Raw genomic sequence first — 14,925 nt, forward strand, 5'->3', positions numbered from 1 at the left:
CGAAATTTTGTGCCGCCCTTGCGTTCCAGCGTGGTGTAACGCATCTGGCCGTGCATGAGTGATACGCTTCCCGACCTGGCCATCGTCTATGAGCATCCGGAGTGGTTCGAGCCGCTGTTCGCGGCGCTGGATCGCCACGGCGTGACCTATGTGAAGGTGCCGCTGGCGGGCCACACCTTTGATCCGGCCGCCAGCCCCGCGCCCGCGACCGTGGTGTTCAGCCGTGTGGCGATGTCGTCTTTCCTGCGCGATCCGGAGCACCCGATCTTCTATGCCCAGAGCCTGTTCGAGCATTGGCAGGGGCAGGGGACGCGGGTGGTCAATGCCTCGGCGCTGAACATCGACACCTCCAAGGCGCGGCAGATGTCGCTGATCGCGCGGCTGGGTCTGAAGGGTCCGGCGACGCGGGTGGCCCACCGTCAGGCGGACATTCCGGCGGCCGCCGAGGGGCTGCGGTTCCCGGTGCTGGTCAAGGCCGACATCGGCGGGGCCGGGGCGGGGATCACCCGCTACGAGACGCCGGAGACACTCGCCGAGGCCGCGGGCGAGGCATGGTGTCCGGCGGGCGTCAACGGCCTCTCCCTGATCCAGGAATATGCGCCGCGCCGGGATGGCAGGATCACCCGCGTCGAGACGTTGAACGGCAGATACCTCTATGCCATCGACATCGAGAGCCCCGGCGACGCCTTCGACCTGTGCCCGGCCGACGCCTGTCTGGTAAGGCCCGGTGCCCCGACCCTGACGATGACGAAGACCACTCCGCCGGACGAGATCATCGCGGCGGTCGAGCGACTGGCCGTCGCGGCCGGGCTGGAGGTCGGGGGCATCGAATATCTGATCGACGACCGCGACGGCAGCGTCCGCATTTACGACATCAACGGGCTGTCGAATTTTGTGGCCAAACCGGTCGAGGTTCTGGGCTTCGACCCGCACGACGATCTGGTCGACTGGCTCAAGGGTATCGTGGCCGAGGAGAAGGGCAGGCGGGCATGAGGTACGGCTACTGGGCTCCGGTCTTCGGCGGCTGGCTGCGGAACGTCGAGGACGAACGCGAGGCCTCGTGGGAGAACGCCTCGCGGCTGGTCAGGCGATCGGAGGCCCTGGGCTACGACCTGACCCTGATCGCAGAGCTGAACCTGAACGACATCAAGGGGATCGAGGCCCCGGCCCTGGACGCCTGGTCGACCGCGGCGGCCCTGGCGGCGGTCACCGCGACGATCGAGCTGATGGTGGCGGTGCGGCCGAACTTCCACCAGCCGGCCTTGTTCGCCAAGAAGGCCGCCAACATCGACCGGATCTCGAACGGGCGGCTGGCCCTGAACGTCGTCTCGTCCTGGTGGGCGAAGGAGGCCGAGAGCTATGGCCTGCAGTTCGACCAGCACGACGACCGCTATGCGCGCACGACCGAATGGCTGCAGGTTCTGGACCGGCTGTGGCGCGAAAAGCGCGTCGATTTTGAGGGCCGCTACTACACGCTGCGGGATGCCATCGTGGAGCCCAAGCCGACCTCGACGCCCGAACGCCCGCGGCCGGTCATCTATGCGGGCGGCGAATCCGAAGCGGCCAAGACCCTTATCGCCCGGCACTGCGACGCCTATGTCATGCACGGCGACGAGCCGGAGCATATCGCCGCCAGGATCGCCGACATGAAGGCTCGGCGCGAGGCCTTCGGTCTGCCGCCCATGCGGTACGGCATGGCCGGCTATGCGATCGTCAGGGACAGCCAGGCCGAAGCCGACCGCGAGCTGGAGCGGATCACGACCATCCCGGGCCTTGCCGAGGGATCACCGCCCGCCGGTTTCGCCAATTTCGACCAGTGGCTGAGCGGCACCGAGCTGGAGCGGGAGCTGAAGATCCGCGAATACAGCGTCTCCAACCGCGGCCTTCGCCCCGGCTTCGTCGGCACGCCCGAGACCGTCCGGGAACGGATGGAGGAATTCGAGGCCGCCGGACTGGACCTGGTCCTGCTGCAAATGTCGCCGCAGGAGGAGGAGATGGAGCGGTTCTCGGCCCAGGTGATGCGGGCGAACTGAGCACCCCGGCTTTGCCGTCGCGGCCTATCGGTGGTCGGCCATCTGGAAATTCGTGCGGAAAACGATCCTGCGAACCGGCAGGGAGCGACTACGCATGCACTTGCTCTTTGCGTCCAGACGACAATCAGACCGCGGGTGCCGCTTCCACATGGTCGTCGGGTCTTCCGGCCTGGATGCGGCGGGCGCGGATGAACATCTCGACGCGCTGCACGATGACCATGGCCGCTGCGAACACCAGGAAGGCATCCTGGATGGCCAGGGCGTTCAGATGCCAGTCGCTGGCGTGAGTCTCCAGCCAGGGCCGCAGCATTGACCGGGTGGCGATCAGGGCGAGGATCAGGATGATCCCGAGCCGCGAGGCCTGGGCCAGAAGGGTGCCGTCGGGCGCGCGCTCGATCGTCGTCATTCGCCCGCGCTGATAACCCGCCGCCGCTCCCAGGATCAGGCCCCCGGCCAGGATGGCCCAGGCGTCGATGCCGAAGGGGGCGTGGCTGGCTCCCGGCGCCATCGACATGCCCCAGAGACCGAAACCGATGCCGAGCGCGACCAGCAACGGGACGATCCACATGGACTGGACGCGCAGGGGGCGGGGCTTCTGGTTGCGCAGAAGAATGACGACCAGGGCGATGCCGATCCCGATCAGGGGGCCGTATTGTTGCGGTGTCATCGAAGGCCTCCCGTTACCCTACCGACGCTAGCACGACCGCAGCGTGCGGCAAGCGTCGCCGGAGACACTCAGACCGGTTCGACGACCTGCTCGATGGCCCCGAAGATCGAATGGTGGCGCGCATCCAGCATCTCGATCCGGACCGTGTCGCCATGTTTCAGAAAGGGCGTGACCGGGGCACCGGTGGCGATCGTCTCGACGGTGCGGACCTCGGCGATGCAGGAATAGCCCAGCCCGCCCTGTGACACCGGCTGGCCGGGGCCGCCGTTGGCCCCCCGGTTGGACACGGTGCCCGAGCCGATGAGGGTGCCCGCGACCAGCGAGCGGGTCTTCGCCAGGTGGGCGATCAGGACGCCGAAATCGAAGGTCATGTCGATGCCGGCGTCGGCGCGGCCGAATTCGGCTCCGTTCAACTGGACCGACAGGGCGCCATGCAGCTTGCCGTCCTGCCAGCGGTCGCCGAGGGCGTCGGGCGTGACGAAGACGGGCGACAGGGCGCTGGCGGGCTTGGACTGGACGAAGCCGAACCCCTTGGCCAGTTCGCCGGGGATCAGGTTGCGCAGGGAGATATCGTTGACCAGGCCGACCAGTCGGATGAGATCGCGGGCCTGATCGGGCGTCGTCCCTTGCGGTACGTCGCCGGTGACGACCACGATCTCGGCCTCCAGATCGCAGCCCCAGCTTTCGTCGGCCAGGGGGATGGGATCGCGCGCGCCCAGAAAGCCATCGGAGCCGCCCTGATACATCAGCGGGTCGGTCCAGAAGCTGGCGGGCATCTCGGCCCCGCGCGCCCTGCGCACCAGTTCGACATGGTTCACATAGGCCGAACCGTCCGCCCATTGATAGGCGCGGGGCAGGGGGGCAGCGGCGTCGCGTTCGTGGAACCGGCCGCGCGGCACGGCGCCGTGCTCCAGGCTTTCGGCCAGGGCCCTCAGCAGGGGCTCGCAGCGCGCCCAGTTGTCCAGCGCCGCCTGCAGCGTCGGGGCGATCAGGAAGGCATCGGTGAACCAGGCGAGATCGTTGGAGACGATGACCAGGCGACCGTCGCGGCCATGCTTCAGGGATGCGAGTTTCATGGACACCGGTCTAGGGGGTTTTCACCCTGGGCGAAACCGCCGACGTCACCGGCGGGGGGCCGACAGCTCCCGGTGGGCGGCCTCGATCTCGGCGATACGAGCCTCCTTCAACCGCCAGTGATCGTTCAGGTCGGACACGGCCTGGCGGATGGCATGGCGGCGTTCGGCCTCGGTGGGAGCGGGTCTGGGCTTGTCGTGACCGGGCTTGGGCGTGGCTGCCGGCGTCGGCGCATGGATGACCACATGCCGGGCCCGCTCGATCACGACGGTCGAGCCCGAGGCATCCACATCATGCCCATCGTGGTCGTCGTCATGGCCGCCGCCGTGGTCAGGGGCATGATGCTGGTCGTGGGCCCCGGCGTGAGCGTCGTCCTGCGGAGCCTCGTCGAGGGCCGCGTCGAGCGCTTCCAGGCCCGTCAGCCCGCCGGTCAGTGTCAGCGTCCGTCCCAGGCGGGTCTCGATCGTCCGGGTCAGGTCGCGGGCCTTGTCGCGCAGGGAATCGGAATGGGCCGTCATGGCCGCGCGGATGGCCTCGTCGATGTCCTTCCAGATGGCCGCGGCGGCGCTGGCCGAGGTCGGCTGACGGCGCTGCGCCAGCCACCAGCCCGCGTATCCGGCCAGAAGAAGCAGCAGCAGGCCGATCCCCAGGACCAGCGGTGGCACGTCCAGGATCAGGCCGCCGGACGACGGGGCATAGACGGCGTCGGCGGGTGGGAAGTCCTGCGAATAGCTCATCTGGCCCTCCGTGCGGTGTCGTGGCCGATCATGGATCAGCGACCGACCTCCCGCCAGTGAAAGGTTAATGGCAAAGGCAGATGCCCTGGCTCAGCCCGGCGCGTGCAGGATGGCACGGGCTTCGACGCCGGTTTTGGCCGAGGCGTCGCGCACCTCGACCTCGACCACAATGGCCCCGGCCGGATCGACCGCCCACAGATAGCGACGCTCGACCTCGACCGTGCGGCCGGACGGCGCGAAGCCTTCGAAACTGTCGCCCCAGGGCGTGATCCGCTTCAGCTCGGGCCAGGTCATCGAACAGGCGGCGTTCAGCTCCTCGGTCGCCATGGCGGTCAGCTCATCGCTGGAATCCCGGGCGGCGTCCGTCATTGTTCGTCGGCATAGATGGCCACGGCCGCGGGGCTGTCGGGACCGATCCGGCCGCGATACATGCCCGAAGTGGTCATGGCGAAGGCGGGGATCCCTTGCGCATCCATGACGATGACGCCGCCATAGCCGCCCAGCGACAGGGCGTCCTCGACCTCGGCCCGGGCCGCAGCCTGCCCGCTCGCACCGTCCGCGATGCGGGCGCAGATGTCCCGGGCGACCGAGGCGCGGATGTAGTATTCGCCGTCGCCCGTCGCCGAGACCGCGCAGCCGTCGCGGTTGGATGCATAGGTGCCCGCGCCCAGCACCGGCACGTCGCCGACCCGGCCCCAGCGCTTGCCGGTCGTGCCGCCGGTCGAGGTCCCCGCCGCCAGATGGCCCGCGCTGTCGAGGGCGACGGCACCGACGGTGCCGAACTTGCGCTCGTTCAGTGGCGGCATGCCGGGATCGGTGGCCGCCAGAACGCCGACCGGCGCGGCGGGCGCACCCGCGGGCCTGTCGGGAATCGGCAGATTGTTCTGACGCAGATAGCTCTCCAGCCCCTGCCAGCGCCGCTCGGTGAAGAAGAAGGACGGATCGACCTGTTCCAGCCCGACCGAGGCGGCGAAGGTGTCCGCCCCCTCGCCGATCAGCATGACGTGAGGGCTCTGTTCCATCACCGCGCGGGCCGCCGCGATCGGGTGGCGGGTGGTGGTCAGGCCTGCGACCGCCCCGGCCGTCAGGTCCGCGCCGTTCATGACTGCGGCGTCCAGCTCGTTCCTGCCCGCGGCCGTGAATACCGCGCCGCGCCCGGCGTTGAACAGGGGATCGTCCTCCATCCGCTGGATCGCGGCCTCGACCGCATCCAGCGCCGCGCCGCCATTGCGCAGAACCTCGGCGCCTGCCTCCAGCGCCCGGGCCAGCGACGCGCGGTAGGCGGCGTCCTGCTCGGGCGACAGATTGGCCCGTTCGATCACACCGGCCCCGCCGTGAATGGCGAAGGACCAGACTGGCCGATCCTGGGCGGCGGCCGAAGTGCCGAGGGCGAGGGCTGCCAGGAATGCGGCAAGGGCGCGGGTGATCATGAGGGCGATCCTGACTTGAGGGCTGGCGTCATCCTGCGGCACGGTGGCCGACCGGTCCAGCCGACGCACCGTCTGAAAAACACCGTCCGACCCGTCCGACCCGTCCGACCCGTTCGGGCGGATCGGCCCGGGAACCCACGTTCTGGCATCGGCCCACGTCAGTTCCGGTCGCAGGCTCAGGGCTCGCGCCTGTGGTGCGACCATTTCCAGACGCGGTAGCCGACGATCGGCGCGAAGCCGCCGACCAGGGCGCAGCCCAGGACCATCCAGAATCCCCCGCCCAGGCCGAATTCGCCCACCAGCCCGCCCACGACCGCCGCCGCGACGGGGCCGAGGAAGGGCATCCAATGAGGCGGGGCGACCTTAATGAGCGTCGACCTTGATGACGCCGCGGCGGATCTGGTCCAGCTCGATGGAATCGAACAGGGCCTGGAAGTTGCCGTTGCCGAAGCCCTCGTTGCCCTTCCTCTGGATGATCTCGAAGAAGATCGGGCCGAAGGTGTCCTGGGTGAAGATCTGCAGCAGCAGGCCCTCCTCGTCCGACCCGTCGATCAGGATGCGATTCCGGCGCATGCGTTCCACGTCGTGCCCGTGGTTCGGCAGGCGTTTGTCGATCAGCTCGAAATAGGTCTCGATCGTATCCTGGAACCGGACGCCGCGCTCGCGCATCGCCTCGACGGTGGCGAAGATGTCGTCGGTCGCCAGGGCGATGTGCTGGATGCCTTCGCCGTTGTAGCGCTTCAGGAACTCCTCGATCTGGGAGTTGTCGTCCTGGCTCTCGTTCAGGGGGATGCGGATGGCACGGTCGGGCGCGATCATGGCCTGCGAGAACAGGCCTGTCGCCTTGCCCTTGATGTCGAAATATTTCTGCTCCTCGAAGGCGAAAACGTCGCCGTAGAAGCCGGACCAGGTCCGCATCTGGCCGCGTTTCACATTGTGGGTCAGATGGTCGAGCAGGTGCAGGCCGACGTTGTTCCGGCGTTCCGCCTCTTCCCAGCCCTCGATCTCGTCCCAGCTGTCATAGAGGGAGCCGCCCTCGCCATAGGCGTCGATGATGTACAGCAGGGACCCGCCGATGCCGCGCAGGACATAGGCACCCTCGCCGAGGGCACCGCCATTCTGGGCGTCGGCCGGGTGAGCCCCGCGCGACACCGCCGCGTCATAGGCGGCCCGGGCATCGTTGACACGGAAGGCCATACCGTTGGCGGACGGGCCGTGGTCGCGGGCAAACTCGCCGGCGTGCCCCTCCGGTTTCGTGTGGACCAGGAAGGTGATGTCGCCCTGCTTCATGCGGACGACGCCGTTCCTCGGGTTCACATGGGTCTGGACGAAGCCCATGATCTCGATCTGCCGGATCATGGCCTGCGGGTCGGGGCCGGTGAACTCCACGAACTCGAAGCCGTCCACGCCCAGCGGATTCTCGAGAGCGGGAATCGTGGCGTCCGGCGTCGCGGTATGCGCGGTCAGGTCGTCCATCGTGCGTCTCCTGATATCGTTTATTGGCCGGGCACCCCGGCCTGTTGGCGCGGAACCTAGTGTCGCAAGCGCCACAAGCCAAGCCGGGCCGTTCGCACCGCGTCGTGCGTCACATCTTCAGGTCGCGGCAGGCCCCGTCGCCTGCTAGAGCGGAGGCCATGCTGAGAAAGATGTACGACTGGGTCTTCACCCTGGCCCGCAGCCCCCATGCCGAAAAGGCGCTGGCCGCCGTGTCGGTCGCCGAGGCGTCGATCTTTCCCATTCCCATCGAGGTCATGCTGGCTCCGATGATCCTGTCGCGGCCGGAGCGGGCCTACCGGTTCGCGGCGATCGCCTCGATCGGCTCGGTGATCGGCGGCGTGCTGGGCTATCTGATCGGCTTCTACCTGACCGACCTGGGACAGGGACTGATGCGGCTGCTGGGTCACGCCGACGGCCTGGCGGAGTTCCAGCACTGGTACGACCGGTTCGGCGTCTGGGTCATTCTGATCAAGGGTCTGACGCCCATCCCCTACAAGCTGGTGACCATCGCCTCGGGCCTCGCCCATTTCAACTTCGGCATCTTCGTTCTGGCCTCGGTCGTGACGCGAAGCGCGCGATTCTTCATGGAGGCCTGGGTGCTGAAAACCTGGGGGCCAGCCATGCTGGAGGTCGTCGAGCGTCGCCTGGCGCTGTGGAGCGTGGTCGGCCTGGTCGTCTTCATCGGCGGTTTTGCGGCGCTGAAGCTGCTCTGAAGGCCCGCTGCCAGCGACCCGGCAGTGCAGACCCCAGGGACGCATCTCACGGCACGGGCTGAGCCTCCTCTGGCATCGATGCCCAAAGGCCGGTAAGCACCGCGAGTCTGACTGAAGTGGGTCCCATGAAACGCTCCGTGCTTGCCGTGCTGATTCTCGCCACCCTGGGCGGATGCTCCACCGTGCCGCGCGACGGTCCGTCGGGACGGGCCATCGAGCGCGGCGCAGAGGCCGGCGCCAACGGAGCCTCCTATGCCATCGTGCCACTGGACTATGCCGTGGCCGAAAGGATCAAGGCGACGGCCGCCCCCTATGGGGGTTCCCTCGCCGCTGCCGCCAGCACCCGGCCGATCGACGTCATTGGCGAGGGCGATCAGCTGATCGTTTCGGTCTTCGAGCCAGGCGGAGCCCTGTTCGGCGGCGGTTCGTCCAGCACCAATGTTCGTTCGGGAGGGCAGGCCCTGCCTGCGGCGACGGTCGATCGGGCCGGTGCGGTCAGTGTCCCCTATGCCGGCTCGGTTCATGTGGCCGGACTGACCACCACCGAGGCGGCCGCGGCCATCCGGCGCGCGCTCGTCGGCAAGGTCGGCAACCCCCAGGTCAGTGTCGCGCTGGCCGAGAACGCCTCCAACACCGTGACGGTCCTGGGCGAGGTCCGCTCGCCGGGTCGCAAGCCGCTGTCTGTCAACTCCAACACCATTCTGGATGTCATCGCCGCGGCCGGCGGTTCGGCGCGTCCGACGCAGGACGTCCGGGTCGATGTCCGACGCGGTGACCAGACCTATTCGGCACCCCTGACCTCCGTCTCTTCCGAATTCGCCGAGAACATCCGGCTCCAGGCCGGCGATCTGGTCAGCCTGTCCTACGTCCCCCGCCGCTACAGCACCTTCGGTGCCCTGGGCGCGATCACCCAGGTGGACATGCCTGCGGGCGAGACCACCCTGGCCGGGGCGCTCAGCCGGGTCGGCGGTCTGAACGACGGTGCCGCCAATGCGCGTTCGGTCATGGTGTTCCGGTTCGAGCGCCCCGAGGTGGCCCAGGCCCTGGGGATCACCCAGCCCGCGACGATCCGGGGTGTACCGGTCATCTATCGCCTGAATCTGGAAGAGGGCGAAGGCCTGTTCACGGCCGGGAGCTTCCTGATCCAGCCGGAGGACATCATCTATGCGCCGCGCGCCCTGTCGGCCGAGGTCAGCAAGTTCTTCGGCCTGATCCAGCAGGTGACCCGCGTCGTCTACGACCTGTCGGTGACGAGCACCCTGACCAACAACTAGGACCACAGGCATGTGGCGCGACCTGCTCGGCCGCCTGGGTGCCCGCCACGGTCGCGATCGGTCCGGGATCGACGCGCCGGCCGGGATCGACCCGTGGGAGGCGGTGGTGCGGGTTCAGCCGCCGGGGTCCGAACTGCTGGACGGGATCGAACGGACCGCGCTGGAGATCTATGCCCGCCACGGTCTGCCGACGGCTCCGGGGCATTATCGCCAGGGATCCGGCGCGCGTTCCTGGTCGTTTCTGGGCGAGCATCTGACGCCGGAAGCCCGCTGGACCCTGATGATGGAGCGGCCGCCGGAAAAGGGCTGGCGCTACGGCACCCTGGCGGACATCGGCCGTTCGGGTCCCCCCGAGGTCAGAGCCGCGTCCGCCCTGCTCGCCGAATGTGTCCGGCTGCGAAACGGCGCAGGGGCCGCGGGCGGCCAGGATTTGCTGGACATCGTCGATGCCGCGATTCGTCTGGGGGCAGACTGGCGGGTGCTGGAAAGCGGTCGCCTGAAGGCGGGTGGCACCCGGCTTCGCCTGACGGCCCCGGACGACGTCATCGCCATGGAAGCCACAGCCACGATCGTGCCGCCGAAGCCCGGCCCCGCCCGCGCCTCTCGCCGAAAGGCTCCGCGCCAGGGCTAACCTGCGACGGGGACGTCCCGGGCTTCAGTCCCGCAGCAGGTCGTTGATCGCCGTCTTGGCGCGGGTCTGTGCGTCCACGCGCTTGACGATCACGGCGCAGTAAAGCGACGGCCCGCCGTTGGGGTCGGGCAGGGCGCCCGGCACCACGACCGAATAGGCCGGAACCTCGCCGCGCAGGACCTCTCCGGTCGCCCGGTCCACGATCCTGGTCGAGGACGAGATATAGACGCCCATGGCCAGGACCGCGCCTTCGCGCACGATCACGCCCTCGACGACCTCGGAGCGCGCGCCGATGAAGCAGTTGTCCTCGATGATGGTCGGATTGGCCTGGAGCGGCTCCAGCACCCCGCCGATCCCGACGCCACCCGACAGGTGCACATTCTTGCCGATCTGGGCGCAGGACCCGACCGTGGCCCAGCCGTCGACCATCGACCCGTCGTCGACATAGGCCCCGATGTTCACGAAGCTGGGCATCAGGACGACGTTCCTGCCGATGAAGGCACCCTTCCTCACGATGGAGCCCGGCACGGCGCGGAAACCCGCTTCCCTGAAGTCATTGCCGGTCCAGTCGCCGAACTTGTTGGGCACCTTGTCATACCAGGGACCGACGCCCGGCGCGGGCGAGGACAGACCGCGGTCGCCGCCGCGCATGATCTCGTTGTCGTTCAGCCGGAAGGACAGCAGCACCGCCTTCTTCAGCCACTGATGCGTCGTCCAGACGCCGTCCTCGCCACGCGAGGCCACGCGGGCCTGCCCCGAGTCCAGCAGGGCGATGGCGGTCTCGACCGCCTTGCGGGTCTCGCCGCCGGTCGCGGGCGTCAGCTCGGCCCGCGCGTCCCAGGCGGATTCGATCACGGCTTCCAGAGCGGTGTGGTCGGTCATGCGGCGTCCTTCATCGACAGGGGGTGCAGGAAGTCGAGCAGATCGGGCGCGCGGGCATCGACCCAGTCGCCGATCTCGTGGCCATGGCCGTCGCCGATCAGGACGGTGGCCATGCCCAGTGCCTTGGCGGGGGCCAGATTGCGCGGCGTGTCCTCGAAGAAGACGGCGCGGTGCGGCGTGATCCGGAACCGCTCCACGAAATGGCGATAGGTCGATGGCGCGGGCTTGGGGGTCAGGTCCATGTCCTCGATGGCGAAGACGCCGTCGAACCGGTCGGTGATCCCGATCCGCTCCAGCACGCGCGCCGCATGGAATCGCGCGCCGTTGGTCAGGACGTATTTCCGGCCCGGCAGACCGTCCAGGACCGCGTCCAGCCGGGGGTTCGGCTCCAGCGTGTCCAGCGGCACGTCGTGGACCTCGCGCAGGAATTTTTCCGGATCGATCGCATAGTTGGCCATCAGCCCGGCCAGGGTCGTGCCGTGTTCGTTCAGGAACTGCTTCTGAAGCACCTTCGCCTCGTCGGCGGGCAGGCCCACGGCATCGACCATGAAGGCGTTGATCCGCCCCTGGACCAGACCCATCACCCCCTGCTCGCGCGGATACAGGGTGTCGTCCAGGTCGAAGACCCAGGTGTCGACATGGCTTAGATCGACACTCACGCCTTCACCAGCGTCCCCGCGCCGTATTCGGTGAACAGTTCGACCAGCATGGCGTGGGGCCGCCGCCCGTCCAGGATGACCACAGCCTCCACGCCGGCCCGCACCGCGTCCATGGCGGTCTGCAGCTTGGGGATCATGCCGCCGGACGCCGTGCCGTCGTCGATCAGACCCTGTGCCTCGGCCAGGGTCATCTGGCGGATGATGTCGCCCTTCTTGTCCAGCACGCCCTTGACGTCCGTCAGCAGCAGCATCCGCTTGGCGTTCAGCGACCCGGCCACGGCACCGGCCACAGTGTCCGCATTGACGTTGTAGGTCTGGCCGTCCTCAGCCACGCCGATCGGCGCGATCACGGGCACCCAGTCGTCGGTCTCCGAGGCGATCAGTCCAGCGATCAGCTTGGGATCGACTTTCGTGGGTTCGCCCACGAAGCCCAGGTCGACCTCGTGCTCGATCAGGCTGTCGGGGTCGCGTTTGGTGCGGGTGGTCTTCTCGACCGTCAGCAGGCCGGCATCCTTGCCCGACAGGCCGATGCCGCGCACGTCGGCCTCCCTGCCGGCGACACTGATCCAGTGAGCGATCTCCTTGTTGACCGCGCCCGACAGGACCATTTCCGCGACCGCCATGGTGTCGCGATCGGTGACCCGCAGGCCGTCGACGAAGTTCGACTTCACCCCCGCCTTGTCCAGCATGGCGCTGATCTGCGGCCCGCCGCCGTGCACTACGACCGGATTCACGCCCATCAGCTTCAGCAGCACGACGTCAGCTGCGAACTGCCGGGCGACGGCCGTCTCGCCCATGGCATGGCCGCCGTATTTGATGACCACGGTCTCGCGGTCATAGATCTGGATATAGGGCAGAGCCTCGGCCAGCGTCTTCGCCGTGGCCCAGCCCCGCTCCTCGGATTGGCGTTCGAGTTCGTCCATGGGCGCGAGATAGCGGGGGGCGAAGGCGGTGTCACGGATTAAGGCATCGGCGACGACGCGCTACGATCCTTCCGGTGATCTTGAGGAGATCTGCGCCGTCCTGCGGGATAATCGCTCCGGGAGCCCCGATGTCGGTGATCAGAATGCGGCGCTGAAGACCGACGTCTGGGTCATCGGGTGACCCACGCCCACGCAAATCCCTCCGCCCCGGCAGCCCTTGTCAGCGTTCGCACCCCCGGCCGATATCCAGGCGAAGCTCCATGGTGATCCGTGGTTTTGCAACCTCTTCAAAGGCCGGGAACGGCAGACGCGCCCTGCCGCGCCGGCGGGCCAGCGAAATCGGCTCCGGCGTTTCGGATGATCATCCCGATGCTGGTCGCCGTGAATTGGTACAGTCCGATTTTCAGATGTGGAGGCGCGTGCGGCGGATAATCGATGTGGGCGTCGCGCTCGCCATTGGCCCCGGGCCAGAAGTTCCAGTCGCTCACGCTGTGTCCCAGGCCGACGAGATCCCGCGTCAGGGCCTCGAGGTCCGTCTTTCGAAAGATGCACGTGGGCCAGCCATCAATGGTGGCCGTGTTTGAGGACAGGTTGAACTCGGTCGTATGCACTGCAATGCCGCCCGGTTTCAGCATCCGCATGGCATTTTTGACGAAGTCGCCGGCGATTTCGATGCCGCCCAGATGTTCGATGGAACAGGACGACCACAAAAAGTCGAAGCCGCCTATGTCGTCAGGCAGGTCCAGCATGTCGATGGTTCGCGTTTCGACATGGCACCTCATGTCGTCGAGCGAGCAGATGCCCGGCTTGTAGAGCGCCTCGACGGTGTCCGAATGCTCGCCAGCGGAGGCCCACATGTCCTTGGCGTCCTGCGGCCCGTCAGACGCCAGGATATCGCAACCCCGCGCGACGAACATGGCGGGCAGAGGCTCGGTCCCGACGGCGAAAACAAGGCCACGCGCACCCCTTCCGAACAATCCCGCGTCCTCGATGACGCGATAGATGAAACTCCACTCCCAGTATTTGCGGTGCAGCTCATCAGGCGGAAATCCGGCTGTTTCGCAGAACCTGCGATAGTGCTCCTCGTCGGCCTGGCTGGCCGTGCACATCTGGGAAGAGGGTGACTCGAGGGTCGGTTCGAAGATTTCTATCCGCCCGTCGATCGCTTCCGGAATGAGAAAGATCGGAATGGCATAGGGTTGGGCGTGGAGCGTGGTGAACTCCCCGGTATTGGTCAGGGATCGCCTCAAGGCATCCATGTCGGGATTGGTTCGCTGAAGGTCGATCGTGCTCTGCGATTCCGGTTCGCGCGACAGCAGGACACGATAGGCCCAGCGGACATCTTCCGCGGACAGCCCCGTGAAAGAGGCGAGGCATCCTGCCCGGTGACCGGGGGCAGGGCGTCAGCAGACCCGGCCTCCCCGTCCGTCACCACGGCCTCCCTGGCAGAGATGGAATGCAGAGGATCTGGCATATTGGCCTGACGGGTGCCGGAGGCTCACGAGGCGAAAGCCAGGGCCGACACTCTGGACGACCTGTTCGCCCGCCCTCTTCCGGAGCGCACCCGACCGCCTTCGGTTGCATGTCCCGCTTGGGCGCTGCTGAAGTTCCCCTGCCCCTCGTCGAGGGAGAGACGTCTACGAAGGGCCGCTCAGCTCTGACGGCTCATCCGGACATAGACCTCGTTCGGGACGATGGTGTCCCAGAGCCTGTAGCCGCGCTCCACCATATAGTCCCGATAAGCGGGGTCATCGAACAGATTCTCGAGAATCACGACGCGGGGGGCAAAGCGCTCCAGATCGAAGCCGCGCATGACATCCAGCTCCCAGCCTTCCACGTCGATCGCGAGCAGATCGATGCCGGTCACGTCCGGTGCGAACTCTGCCATCAGGCGATCCAGGCGACGGACCAGAACCGGGATCTGGAATGTCCGGGTTTCGACCGTCCCGTGCAGCTCGGCGAACTTGTCCCGCAGGCCCAGAGACGAAAACGATTCAAACGTTACGTTGACGCCATGGTAGATCGAGTCCCGGCTCTCGACGACGGTGAAGCTCGCATCATCGCTATCGTGGTCGCTGCAGGCAAACTGCAGCACGTCATAGCCCCTTTTGCGATGTTCCTCGCAGAAGACCGGGTTGGGCTCGACCGCCACGATCCGCCAGCCCATGTCGCGAAAACGGCGGCTGATGGACAGGTCGTCCGGATGCGCAGCTCCGATCTCGACCATGACGCCGGGTGCCGACCCGATCGGAAAATGTGCTTCCTGGACGATCCGGTCGATATCCCCCTCGGCGGACATGGCAGGTCTCCAAGGCTGTCAGCGGCCGGAATCAGACAACCCCTTCTAGTCGGCGCAGAGGAGGAAGCAAGCTGCCGCAGCGGGCCGACAGCGCGTGACATCCTCT

The 14,925-nt window shown here is 67.4% G+C and carries 17 protein-coding genes; 5 read left to right on the plus strand and 12 right to left on the minus strand.

The features are described 5' to 3' along the window. Positions 1-54 precede the first annotated feature (54 nt). On the plus strand, positions 55-993 hold the full coding sequence (locus O3139_RS02995) for an ATP-grasp domain-containing protein (RefSeq protein ID WP_269515422.1): 939 nt from the start codon (positions 55-57) through the stop codon (positions 991-993). Continuing rightward, a complete protein-coding gene (locus tag O3139_RS03000) occupies positions 990-2,033 on the plus strand; it encodes an LLM class flavin-dependent oxidoreductase (protein ID WP_269515423.1) in 1,044 nt (347 codons plus the stop codon). The genes O3139_RS02995 and O3139_RS03000 overlap by 4 nt, the downstream gene beginning before the upstream one ends. Before the next feature lie 124 nt (positions 2,034-2,157). On the opposite strand, the gene O3139_RS03005 is transcribed toward O3139_RS03000, so the two are convergent. From O3139_RS03005 to hppD, 7 genes are all read right to left on the minus strand, one after another. Continuing rightward, on the minus strand, positions 2,158-2,700 hold the full coding sequence (locus tag O3139_RS03005; RefSeq protein ID WP_269515424.1) for a CcdC protein domain-containing protein: 543 nt from the start codon (positions 2,698-2,700) through the stop codon (positions 2,158-2,160). A gap of 68 nt (positions 2,701-2,768) precedes the next feature. After that, positions 2,769-3,776 carry a fumarylacetoacetate hydrolase family protein gene (locus O3139_RS03010; protein ID WP_269515425.1) on the minus strand — a complete coding sequence of 336 codons (1,008 nt, stop codon included), beginning with the start codon at positions 3,774-3,776 and terminating at the stop codon, positions 2,769-2,771. Positions 3,777-3,821: 45 nt separating this feature from the next. Continuing rightward, positions 3,822-4,511, minus strand: a complete 690-nt coding sequence (locus O3139_RS03015; protein WP_269515426.1) for a hypothetical protein — start codon at positions 4,509-4,511, stop codon at positions 3,822-3,824. A gap of 90 nt (positions 4,512-4,601) precedes the next feature. After that, positions 4,602-4,880, minus strand: coding sequence for a hypothetical protein (locus O3139_RS03020; RefSeq protein WP_269515427.1), 279 nt, complete (start codon positions 4,878-4,880; stop codon positions 4,602-4,604). Then, entirely contained in the window at positions 4,877-5,941 is a 1,065-nt protein-coding gene (locus O3139_RS03025) for an isoaspartyl peptidase/L-asparaginase family protein (RefSeq protein ID WP_269515429.1), read from the minus strand. The genes O3139_RS03020 and O3139_RS03025 overlap by 4 nt, the downstream gene beginning before the upstream one ends. Before the next feature lie 176 nt (positions 5,942-6,117). Next, positions 6,118-6,285, minus strand: coding sequence for a hypothetical protein (locus O3139_RS03030; protein WP_269515430.1), 168 nt, complete (start codon positions 6,283-6,285; stop codon positions 6,118-6,120). Positions 6,286-6,304: 19 nt separating this feature from the next. Beyond that, positions 6,305-7,417 carry a 4-hydroxyphenylpyruvate dioxygenase gene (gene hppD / locus O3139_RS03035; protein WP_269515431.1) on the minus strand — a complete coding sequence of 371 codons (1,113 nt, stop codon included), beginning with the start codon at positions 7,415-7,417 and terminating at the stop codon, positions 6,305-6,307. Between the two features lie 158 nt (positions 7,418-7,575). Here hppD and O3139_RS03040 point away from each other — a divergent pair, with 158 nt between their 5' ends. The 3 genes from O3139_RS03040 (at position 7,576) to O3139_RS03050 (ending at position 10,056) form a co-directional block, all read left to right on the plus strand. Then, complete coding sequence (locus tag O3139_RS03040; protein WP_269515432.1) at positions 7,576-8,151, plus strand: YqaA family protein; 576 nt, start codon at positions 7,576-7,578, stop codon at positions 8,149-8,151. A 125-nt stretch (positions 8,152-8,276) separates the two neighbouring features. Beyond that, positions 8,277-9,425 (plus strand): polysaccharide biosynthesis/export family protein, encoded by a 1,149-nt coding sequence (locus O3139_RS03045; protein ID WP_269515434.1) that lies wholly within the window; start codon positions 8,277-8,279, stop codon positions 9,423-9,425. A gap of 10 nt (positions 9,426-9,435) precedes the next feature. Continuing rightward, complete coding sequence (locus O3139_RS03050; protein ID WP_269515435.1) at positions 9,436-10,056, plus strand: hypothetical protein; 621 nt, start codon at positions 9,436-9,438, stop codon at positions 10,054-10,056. A 24-nt stretch (positions 10,057-10,080) separates the two neighbouring features. Here the strand turns inward: O3139_RS03050 and dapD are convergent, their stop codons facing one another. The 5 genes from dapD to O3139_RS03075 all read right to left on the minus strand — a co-directional run bounded on the left by dapD (position 10,081) and on the right by O3139_RS03075 (position 14,819). Next, positions 10,081-10,938, minus strand: a complete 858-nt coding sequence (dapD, locus tag O3139_RS03055; protein WP_269515436.1) for a 2,3,4,5-tetrahydropyridine-2,6-dicarboxylate N-succinyltransferase — start codon at positions 10,936-10,938, stop codon at positions 10,081-10,083. Beyond that, positions 10,935-11,597 carry a pyrimidine 5'-nucleotidase gene (locus O3139_RS03060; protein ID WP_269515437.1) on the minus strand — a complete coding sequence of 221 codons (663 nt, stop codon included), beginning with the start codon at positions 11,595-11,597 and terminating at the stop codon, positions 10,935-10,937. Before O3139_RS03060 ends, dapD begins: the two co-directional genes overlap by 4 nt. Beyond that, positions 11,594-12,520: an acetylglutamate kinase gene (argB, locus tag O3139_RS03065; RefSeq protein ID WP_269515438.1), complete on the minus strand. Its 927-nt coding sequence runs from the start codon at positions 12,518-12,520 to the stop codon at positions 11,594-11,596. The genes O3139_RS03060 and argB overlap by 4 nt, the downstream gene beginning before the upstream one ends. Positions 12,521-12,807: 287 nt before the next feature. Beyond that, positions 12,808-13,770 carry a class I SAM-dependent methyltransferase gene (locus tag O3139_RS03070; protein WP_269515439.1) on the minus strand — a complete coding sequence of 321 codons (963 nt, stop codon included), beginning with the start codon at positions 13,768-13,770 and terminating at the stop codon, positions 12,808-12,810. Between the two features lie 401 nt (positions 13,771-14,171). Continuing rightward, a complete protein-coding gene (locus O3139_RS03075; RefSeq protein ID WP_269515441.1) occupies positions 14,172-14,819 on the minus strand; it encodes an FkbM family methyltransferase in 648 nt (215 codons plus the stop codon). Positions 14,820-14,925: the final 106 nt, after the last annotated feature.

The organism is Brevundimonas subvibrioides (assembly GCF_027271155.1).
GTDB lineage: Bacteria > Pseudomonadota > Alphaproteobacteria > Caulobacterales > Caulobacteraceae > Brevundimonas > Brevundimonas subvibrioides_D.

Coding starts and splice junctions, on each gene's coding strand:
- dapD (WP_269515436.1), bottom strand. CDS start 10,938: ATGACCGACCACACCGCTCTGGAAGCCGTGATCGAATCCGCCTGGGAC.
- O3139_RS03075 (WP_269515441.1), bottom strand. CDS start 14,819: ATGTCCGCCGAGGGGGATATCGACCGGATCGTCCAGGAAGCACATTTT.
- O3139_RS03020 (WP_269515427.1), bottom strand. CDS start 4,880: ATGACGGACGCCGCCCGGGATTCCAGCGATGAGCTGACCGCCATGGCG.
- O3139_RS02995 (WP_269515422.1), top strand. CDS start 55: ATGAGTGATACGCTTCCCGACCTGGCCATCGTCTATGAGCATCCGGAG.
- O3139_RS03030 (WP_269515430.1), bottom strand. CDS start 6,285: ATGCCCTTCCTCGGCCCCGTCGCGGCGGCGGTCGTGGGCGGGCTGGTG.
- hppD (WP_269515431.1), bottom strand. CDS start 7,417: ATGGACGACCTGACCGCGCATACCGCGACGCCGGACGCCACGATTCCC.
- argB (WP_269515438.1), bottom strand. CDS start 12,520: ATGGACGAACTCGAACGCCAATCCGAGGAGCGGGGCTGGGCCACGGCG.
- O3139_RS03045 (WP_269515434.1), top strand. CDS start 8,277: ATGAAACGCTCCGTGCTTGCCGTGCTGATTCTCGCCACCCTGGGCGGA.
- O3139_RS03005 (WP_269515424.1), bottom strand. CDS start 2,700: ATGACACCGCAACAATACGGCCCCCTGATCGGGATCGGCATCGCCCTG.
- O3139_RS03050 (WP_269515435.1), top strand. CDS start 9,436: ATGTGGCGCGACCTGCTCGGCCGCCTGGGTGCCCGCCACGGTCGCGAT.
- O3139_RS03010 (WP_269515425.1), bottom strand. CDS start 3,776: ATGAAACTCGCATCCCTGAAGCATGGCCGCGACGGTCGCCTGGTCATC.
- O3139_RS03040 (WP_269515432.1), top strand. CDS start 7,576: ATGCTGAGAAAGATGTACGACTGGGTCTTCACCCTGGCCCGCAGCCCC.
- O3139_RS03015 (WP_269515426.1), bottom strand. CDS start 4,511: ATGAGCTATTCGCAGGACTTCCCACCCGCCGACGCCGTCTATGCCCCG.
- O3139_RS03025 (WP_269515429.1), bottom strand. CDS start 5,941: ATGATCACCCGCGCCCTTGCCGCATTCCTGGCAGCCCTCGCCCTCGGC.
- O3139_RS03000 (WP_269515423.1), top strand. CDS start 990: ATGAGGTACGGCTACTGGGCTCCGGTCTTCGGCGGCTGGCTGCGGAAC.